An 8364-nucleotide genomic window follows, 5' to 3' on the forward strand; every position below is an offset into this window, starting at 1 on the left:
CCGGCCCGGTCCTCGCGCCGGTCGCCGGCCCAGTCGCCGGCCCGGGCGCCGCGCCGCCGACCGGACCGGCCCCCGGATCGGCGGGTCCGTCACCCGCCCCGGCCGGGGCCTCGAGCGTCGCGCCGAGCGCCGCGGCCAGCCGCATCGTCCGCTCACGCAACCGGTCCGGGTCCGCGTGCAGGGCGACGGTGACGGGTGGCGGGCCGCCGGCGACGGTCGCCTCCAGGGCGGCCAGGGTCAGCTTGTCGGCCCGGAAGGCCCGGGCCAGCGGGTGCCGGGCCAGGCGGGCCACCGCGTCGGCGCGGCCCAGCACGATCCCGGCCTGCGGGCCGCCGAGCAGCTTGTCCCCGCTGGCCGTCACCACGTCCGCGCCGGCCACCAGCGCGCTCGTCGCGTCGGGTTCGCCGGGCAGCCGCGGATCGGCCGCGAGCAGGCCGCTGCCGATGTCGACCACCAGCGGCACGCCCCGTTCCCGGGCCAGTTCGCGCAGCTCGGCGACGTCGACCGCGGCGGTGAACCCCTCGACCCGGAAATTGCTGGGGTGCACCTTGAGCAGGCACCCGGTGTCCGGGCCGACGGCGTCGGCGTAGTCCCCCAGGTGGGTGCGGTTGGTGGTGCCGACCTCACGGAGCCGGGCGCCGGTGGACTCGATGAGGTCGGGCAGCCGGAACCCGGCGCCGATCTCGATCAGCTCGCCCCGGCTGACGACCACCTCGCGGCCCGCGGCGAGCGCGGTGGTGGCCAGCACGAGGGCCGCCGCGCCGTTGTTCACCACCAGCGCCTCCTCCGCAGCCGGGCAGGCGGCGAGCAGGGCCCCACGGGCGGCCGCCCCCCGGCGCGAGCGGGCGCCGGTGGCGAGGTCCAGCTCGACGTCGACGTAGCCGGCCGCCCGGCCCACCGCCGCCCGCGCGGCGGCCGACAGCGGGGCCCGGCCGAGATTGGTGTGCACCACGACCCCGGTCGCGTTGAGCACCGGGGTCAGGCCGGTCGGAACGTGCCCGGCCACCGCGGCCAGCAGGGCGGGCTCGACCTCGGCCGGCCCGATCTCGCCCCGCCGGGCCCGGTCCTGCAGGGCCCGGACCAGGCCGCGGACCGTACGGTCGCCCAGCCGCGGGCGGGCGGCGGCCACCGCGGGCAGCGCCAGCAGGCGATCCGTGCGGGGGATCAGCCGCCGCGGGTCGGTGGGGGTCACGCCCTGCATTGTTCCCATCCGCGATCCGGGGTGGCGCGGCCGGCCGGTGGCGGAGGCGGACGGGAATCGAACCCGCCAGGCCGAGATGCTCGACCTCACCGGTGTTGAAGACCGAGGGGACCACCAGGAACCCACACGCCTCCGCGACGACGCCGACGCGGCCCGCCCGGCCACCGTACCCTCGCTGCCGTGACCGCCACCACGTCGTCCGAGTCCCGCCGGTTGACCGGCTACGCCCACGGTGGCGGCTGCGCCTGCAAGATCCCGCCGGGTGAGCTGGAGGACGCGGTCCGCGGGCTGGTCGGCCAGTCGGGCGACGACGTGCTGGTCGGTCTGGACAGCGGGGACGACGCCGCCGTCGTCCGGCTGCGCGACGACCTGGCGGTCGTCTCCACCGCCGACTTCTTCACCCCCGTCGTGGACGACGCCTACGACTGGGGCCGGATCGCCGCGGCCAACGCCCTGTCCGACGTCTACGCGATGGGTGGCACCCCCGTCGTCGCGATCAACCTCGTCGGCTGGCCCCGGGGCGTGCTGCCCATGGAGCTGATGACCGAGGTGCTGCGCGGCGGGGTCGACGTGGCCGCCGGCGTCGGCTGCCCGGTGATCGGCGGCCACACCATCGACGACCCCGAACCCAAGTTCGGCATGGCCGTCACCGGCGTCGTCGACCCGCGGCACCTGCTGCGCAACGACGCGGCGGTCGCCGGGCTGCCGCTGACCCTGACCAAACCGCTGGGCCTGGGCCTGCTCAACAACCGGCACAAGCAAACCGGTGAGGTCTTTCCCGAGGCCGTCGACCTGATGACCCGGCTCAACCGCGACGCGTCGGTGGCCGCGGTCGCGGCGGGCCTGACGGCGGCCACCGACGTCACCGGCTTCGGCCTGCTCGGCCACCTGCACAAGATGTGCCGGGCGTCGGGAGTCGGTGCGGTGATCGACCGGGCCGCGGTGCCGGTGCTCGACGCCGCCCGGGTCGCCCTGCGGGACGGCTTCGTACCGGGGGGTTCCCGGCGGAACCTGGACTGGGTCCGGCCGCACCTGACCGCCGGCCCCGGCGTCACCGAGGACGACCTGATCGTCCTGGCCGACGCGCAGACCTCCGGCGGGCTGCTGGTGGTCGGCGAGGTGCCCGGGTACCCGGTCATCGGGCACACCGTCGCCGGCGCCGGCATCCGGGTGCGCTGACCCGCCCGGCGACGGAGCGGGTTTCGATCGCCGCGGGCCCGGCAACTGACCCTTGGCGCGATCGGCGCAACCGATCATCACCGCCAGGAACGGGAGGCCGCGTGCCCGACGCCAGCACCCGTCGCCCGGTCGCGGTCGTCATCGGCGCGTCCAGCGGGATCGGGCGCTGCACGGCCCGGCTCCTCGGTCACCGGGGCTGGGACGTGGTGCTGGCCTCGCGCTCCGGTCCGGTGCTGCAGGAGGTCGCGCGGGAGTGCACCGCCCGCGGAGCCCGGGCCCTGGTGGTGCCGGTCGACGTGAGCGACCGGCTGGCCGTGGAGGACCTGTTCGCCCGGGCGGTCGACGAGTTCGGCGCCGTGGCCGCGGTCGTGCACACGGCCGGAGCCGTGGCCTACGGCCGGTTCGAGGACATCCCGCCCGAGGTCTTCGACCGGGCGGTGACCACCAACGTGGTCGGCACCGCGAACGTCGCCCGTTCGGCCCTGCGGCTCTTCCGCGGGCAGGGCGGCGGATCGCTGGTGATCACCGGATCGCTGCTGGGCAAGATCGCCGTGCCGTCGATGAGCCCGTACGTCACCGGCAAGTGGGCCGTCCACGCGCTGACCCGGATGATCCAGCTCGAATCCCGGGCGCTGGACGGTGTGCACGTCACCCTCGTCTCCCCGGGCAGCGTGAACACCCCGGCCTACAGCCAGGCCGCCAACTACACCCGCCGGGAGGGCCGCCCGCCGCCCCCGGTCGACCCGCCCGAGAAGGTCGCGCGGGCCATCGTCCGCAGCCTCGACCGGCCGCGCCGGGAACGGTCCGTCGGCCTGGCCAACCACGTGGTGGTGCTGGGGTTCCGGCTGCTGCCCGCCGTCTACGACGCCGCGGTCGGACCGCTGATGAGCGTCTTCGGCCTGTCCCGGCGCCCGACGCCCGACCATCCCGGCACCGTGCTCGCGGCCCGCCCGGCCGGCGAGGCCGCACGAGGCTGGTGGGACCGGTGGGGCCGCCGGACGGTGCCCACCACGGCGGTGTCGCCGGCGGCCGGTGCCACCGCATCGCGGCCGGGCGCCGGGCGGCGCCGGCCATGACACCCCCGACGGTGGACGCCGTGGTGATCGGCGGCGGCCCGAACGGGTTGGTCGCGGCGAACGCGCTGGCCGACGCCGGGTGGGACGTGCTGCTGCTGGAGGCAAATGACGAGGTCGGTGGGGCGGTGGCCACCGCCGAGGTGACCGCGCCGGGCTTCCGCACGGACATGTACAGCGCGTTCTACCCGCTGGCCGCGGCGGCCCGGGTGATCGGCGACCTCGATCTGGCCGCCCACGGGTTGACCTGGGTGCAGGCCCCCAAGGTGCTCGCGCACGCGCTGCCCGACGGCCGCGCCGCCGTGCTGGACCGCGACCCGGACCGCACCGCCGCCGGGCTCGAGGAGTTCGGGGCCGGGGACGGGCAGGCCTGGCTGGACCTGTTGGAACACTGGCGCCGGGTCCGGGATCCGTTGCTGGACGCCCTGTTCACGCCCATCCCGCCGCTTCGCGCGGCGGCCCGGCTGCTCGGTCGCCTCGGCGCCGGTGGCCTGCTCGACCTTACCCGGCTCGCCCTGCTGCCGGTGCGACGGCTGGGCCAGGAGACGTTCACCGGCGAGGGCGGACCGCTGTTGCTGACCGGCAACGCGCTGCACGCCGACGTGCCGCCCGACGCCGCCGGGAGCGGCATCTTCGGCTGGCTGCTGGCCATGCTCGGCCAGGACGTCGGCTTCCCCGTGCCGCGGGGCGGGGCGGGGGAGCTGGCGCTGGCCCTGCGCCGCCGGTTCGAGGCCGCCGGTGGGCAGGTGCGTACCGGGACCCGGGTGACGTCCGTGCTCGTCGCCGGCGGCCGGGCCCTGGGGGTGCGCACCGCCGGCGGGGAGACGGTGCGGGCGCGGCGGGCGGTGGTGGCCGACGTGGTCGCTCCCGTGCTCTACCGGGACCTGGTCGGCCTGCCGCACCTGCCCGCCGCGATGGGCCCGGCCCTGGCCCGGTTCCAGTGGGACAACCCGACGCTGAAGGTCAACTGGGCGCTGCGCGCACCGGTGCCCTGGCGCGCGGCCGGGCCGGTCGGCGCCGGCACCGTCCATCTGGGCACCGATCTCGACGGCTTCGTCGACGTCGCGGCCGATCTGTCGGTCGGCCGGCCGCCGCGGAACCCGTTCCTGCTGTTCGGCCAGATGACGACGGCCGACCCGACCCGCTCACCGGCGGGCACCGAGTCGGCCTGGGCCTACACCCATGTGCCCGCCTCGATGGTCGGGGACCGGGCCGCGCTCGACCGGCACGTCCGCCGTGTCGAGGAACAGGTGGAGCAGGTGGCGCCGGGCTTCGGCGCCCGGGTCATCGAGCGGTTCGTGCAGCACCCGGCCGATCTGCAGGCCGGCAACGCGAACCTGGTCGACGGCGCGATCAACGGGGGCACGTCGTACCCGCACCAGCAGCTGGTCTTCCGGCCCGTGCCCGGCCTCGGTCGGCCCGAGACCCCGCTCGCCGGGCTGTTCCTGGCCTCGGCCTCGGCCCATCCGGGCGGCGGGGTGCACGGTGCCTGCGGCTGGAACGCGGCGGCCGCCGCGCTGCACGCGCAGGGTCCGTGGCGGGCGGTGCGGGGTCGGCTGACCCGCACCGCCTGGGCCCGGCTGCTCCCGTCCTGACCGGTGCCCGACGCCCGATCAGGGTGTGAGCACGACCTTGATGCAGTCGTCCGCCTTCTCCTGGAAGGTCTTGTACCCGGCGGGGGCCTCGGCCATGGGCAGCCGGTGGGTGGTCAGGTCGAGCACTCCCAGCGGGTCGGTCGGGTCTTCGACGAACGGCAGCAGGTCGTCGATCCAGCGGCGGACGTTGCACTGGCCCATCCGCAGCTGCACCTGCTTGTCGAACAGCTGCATCATCGGCATCGGGTCGGCCTGGCCGCCGTAGACGCCGCTGATCGAGACGGTGCCGCCGCGGCGGACCGCGCCGATGGCATCGTGGAGGGCGGTGAGCCGGTCCACCCCGGCGGTCTCGATCAGCTTCTGTGCGACCCGGTCCGGCAGCAGGCCGGCCGCCGTCTGGGCGATCTTCCCGGCCGTCGCGCCGGCCCCGCCGTGCGCCTCCATGCCGACGGCGTCGATCACCCCGTGGGCGCCGGACCCGGCGGTCAGGTCGATCAGGGCGGCGGGCACGTCGTCGAAGCGATCCGGGTCGATCGTCTCGACCCCGTGCCGGGCCGCCATCGCCCGGCGCTCGGGCACCGGGTCCACCCCGATCACCCGGTGACCGAGCCGGACCCCGATGCGGGCGGCGAACTGGCCGACCGGGCCGAGGCCGAAGACGGCGAGCGTGCCACCCTCGGGCACCGCCGCGTACTGCACGGCCTGCCAGGCGGTGGGCAGGATGTCGGACAGGAACAGGTACCGCTCGTCCGGGCCGTCCGGGCTCACCTTGATCGGTCCGTAGTGGGCCTGCGGCACCCGCAGGTACTCGGCCTGGCCGCCGGGCACCGAACCGTAGAGCGAGGTGTAGCCGAAAAGGGCCGCGCCGGTGCCCTTCTCCCGCACCTGGGTGGTCTCGCACTGGGACTGCAGGCCCTCGGCGCACATCGTGCACCGGCCGCAGGAGATGTTGAACGGGACGACGACGCGATCACCCGGCGCGATGTGGGTGACCGCGCTGCCCACCTCCTCCACGATGCCCATCGGCTCGTGCCCGAGGATGTCGCCGGTGGTCAGGTACGGGCCCAGCACCTCGTACAGGTGCAGGTCGGAGCCGCAGATCGCGGTCGAGGTGATCCGGACGATCGCGTCGGTGGCCTCCTGGACGACCGGGTCCGGGACCTCGTCCACCCGGACGTCGCGCTTGCCGTGCCACGTCAGTGCCTTCATGTCGGGACCCTCCGTCAGATCGCACGAGCCCGCCGGACCCCGGGGATCGACACGCCGGCGTCGGGCCGGCCGGGACGGCAGCACTCCATGTCCCGGAACTCAGTACCCGACGGCCGATCCCGGAAACCCGTTCCGGGTCAAGGGCTCAGCCGGCGGTGGTGATCGAGTCGTCGGTGATGCCGGCGGCGCGGCGCGCGGCCAGCCGCCGCTTCTGCGGCTCGATGGTGTACTTCGGGTCCTTGGCCGAGTGGATGCCGGCCTCGAAGATGCCGAACCGGGTGAGCGCCGACGCCGCCAGCAACGTCACCCCGGACGCGACCGCGACGGCCCGGTTCCGGCCGGCCAGCAGGGCACCGAGACCGCCGGCCACGGTGAGGATCTCACTGATCTTGAGCATCTTTCCGGCCGACCCGTGGTGCAGCGTCTCGGCGACCGTCGGGTCCATGTTCCGGTGCAGCGCCTTGGTCGCGACGGTCTCCACCGCGGCCCCGAGCACGGCCAGGGTCCGCGCCGGCCCGGCCTCGGCGACCGGGGTGGTGATCATCGCCAGGCCGCCGGAGGCCAGCGTCGCCGAGCTGACGAACACGAACGGCAGCTCGTCCTTCGCGGCGTTCCACGTGGGATTGGCGGTGTCGGCCAGCAGCACGGCGGTGTAGGCGGCCAGTGGCGGTCCGAAGGCCGCCGCCCACAGCCCGGCCCCGACGTCGACGGCGGGGATCAGCCGGCGCAGCGGACCCAGCGGGAACCGGGAGCCGGTCAGCCGGTCGACCTCGATCGCCGCGGTGACGCCCGCCCCGGCGCTGTAGAGCGCCAGGATCCACGAGCCGATGCTCATCGGCGAGGTCACCTTGACCGTCCGCAGCATGTTCAGGAAGCGCTCGGGCCGGCCCAGATCCTTGACCAGGGCGATGCTGCCGAGGCCGATCGCCGTGATCGCGCCGAGCCGGGCGTTGCGCCGCAGCGTCGGCCGCCGGGTGAACTGGGCCCCGGCCGCGATGAGCCCGGAACCGCCCGCCACCCCGCCGAGGAACAGGTACGCCGGGATCTCGTGCCCCCACGGCGGCGGCTTGACCACGTTGCGGCCGTAATAGGAGTCGAACGCCGCGACGTCCACGTCCGGCACCATCGGCATCTCGCGCGAGCCGTCGCCACCGCCCGGCCGGCCCCCTCCGACCTGGTCGCCGGCCTTGCGCCGTCGGCGCCGCCCGCCGAATGCGGGCGGCCGGAAGCTGTCGAAGTCCGAGGTCGTCATGGGGTCGTCACCCTCTCACCGCGACCGCCGGCCGAACACGAACGATCCGATGACGGCGGCGATCATGCCCAGGCCGGCGATCCCGGCCCGGTTGAACATCCGGGGCAGGTCGGCGGTGGGCACCCGGGGGTCCGGGGGCAGCCCGTACACCTCGGGCTCGTCCAGCAGCAGGAACACCGAGCCGGTGCCGCCGACGCCGTCCTTGGGGTTGGCGCCGTACAGCCGGGCCTCGGTCATGCCCTGCTCGTGCAGGTCGGCCACCCGCTGCCTGGCCTGCGCGACCAGCTCGTAATGGTCGCCGTACTTGATCGACGTGGTCGGGCAGGTCTGCGCGCACGCCGGGGTCTGGCCGTCCTTGATCCGGTCGTAGCACAGGGTGCACTTCTGGGCGACGCCCTCGTTGCGCACGTGCGGCGAATCCGACCGCGCCCCGGTGGCGAACGTGCCGTCCGACCGCCGCTCGATGACGCCGAACGGGCAGCCGGCCACGCAGGTGCCGCAGCCGTTGCACACGTCGTCCTGCACCACGACCGTGCCGAACTCGGTGCGGAACAGCGCGCCGGTCGGGCACACGTCCAGGCAGCCGGCGTGCGTGCAGTGCTTGCAGACGTCCGAGGACATCAGCCAGCGGAACTCGTCGGTGTCGGGGGGTGTGGTGTCCACCGGGGCCGGGGTGGACGAGGACCGCACGCCGGGCATGCCCAGCCCGACCAGCGCCCGTCCGGACTCCCGGGCCTGCGCGATCCGGTCGCCGGTCTGCTCGATGAACGCCACGTGCCGCCAGGTGCTCGCACCGAGCGAGCCGGTGTTGTCGTACGACGAGCCGAGGATCTGCAGGTCGCCGTCCCGCGGGTT

The 8364-nt window shown here is 75.2% G+C and carries 7 protein-coding genes and 1 tRNA gene; 3 read left to right on the top strand and 5 right to left on the bottom strand.

Annotated features, from left to right (window positions below; genetic code table 11):
- On the bottom strand, positions 1 to 1192 hold a 1192-nt coding region (gene selA, locus ACOJUF_RS11140; RefSeq protein ID WP_420121918.1), incomplete at its 3' end, for an L-seryl-tRNA(Sec) selenium transferase.
- Positions 1193 to 1239: 47 nt separating this feature from the next.
- A tRNA-Sec gene (locus ACOJUF_RS11145) sits at positions 1240 to 1335 on the bottom strand.
- A gap of 46 nt (positions 1336 to 1381) precedes the next feature.
- Here ACOJUF_RS11145 and selD point away from each other — a divergent pair.
- The 3 genes from selD to ACOJUF_RS11160 all read left to right on the top strand — a co-directional run bounded on the left by selD (position 1382) and on the right by ACOJUF_RS11160 (position 5048).
- Positions 1382 to 2380: a selenide, water dikinase SelD gene (selD, locus tag ACOJUF_RS11150; RefSeq protein ID WP_420121919.1), complete on the top strand. Its 999-nt coding sequence runs from the start codon at positions 1382 to 1384 to the stop codon at positions 2378 to 2380.
- A gap of 101 nt (positions 2381 to 2481) precedes the next feature.
- Positions 2482 to 3456, top strand: coding sequence for an SDR family NAD(P)-dependent oxidoreductase (locus ACOJUF_RS11155; protein WP_420121920.1), 975 nt, complete (start codon positions 2482 to 2484; stop codon positions 3454 to 3456).
- Complete coding sequence (locus ACOJUF_RS11160) at positions 3453 to 5048, top strand: phytoene desaturase family protein (protein WP_420121921.1); 1596 nt, start codon at positions 3453 to 3455, stop codon at positions 5046 to 5048. Before ACOJUF_RS11155 ends, ACOJUF_RS11160 begins: the two co-directional genes overlap by 4 nt.
- An 18-nt stretch (positions 5049 to 5066) precedes the next feature.
- Here the strand turns inward: ACOJUF_RS11160 and ACOJUF_RS11165 are convergent, their stop codons facing one another.
- The 3 genes from ACOJUF_RS11165 to ACOJUF_RS11175 all read right to left on the bottom strand — a co-directional run.
- Positions 5067 to 6257, bottom strand: a complete 1191-nt coding sequence (locus ACOJUF_RS11165) for a zinc-dependent alcohol dehydrogenase (protein WP_420121922.1) — start codon at positions 6255 to 6257, stop codon at positions 5067 to 5069.
- Positions 6258 to 6402: 145 nt separating this feature from the next.
- A complete protein-coding gene (nrfD, locus tag ACOJUF_RS11170; protein ID WP_420121923.1) occupies positions 6403 to 7509 on the bottom strand; it encodes an NrfD/PsrC family molybdoenzyme membrane anchor subunit in 1107 nt (368 codons plus the stop codon).
- Positions 7510 to 7524: 15 nt separating this feature from the next.
- Positions 7525 to 8364, bottom strand: an 840-nt coding sequence (locus tag ACOJUF_RS11175; RefSeq protein WP_420121924.1) for a 4Fe-4S dicluster domain-containing protein, incomplete at its 5' end; no start/stop codon positions are given.

Origin of the sequence: Nakamurella sp. (assembly GCF_048594475.1) — a bacterium.
Lineage (GTDB): Bacteria > Actinomycetota > Actinomycetes > Mycobacteriales > Nakamurellaceae > Nakamurella.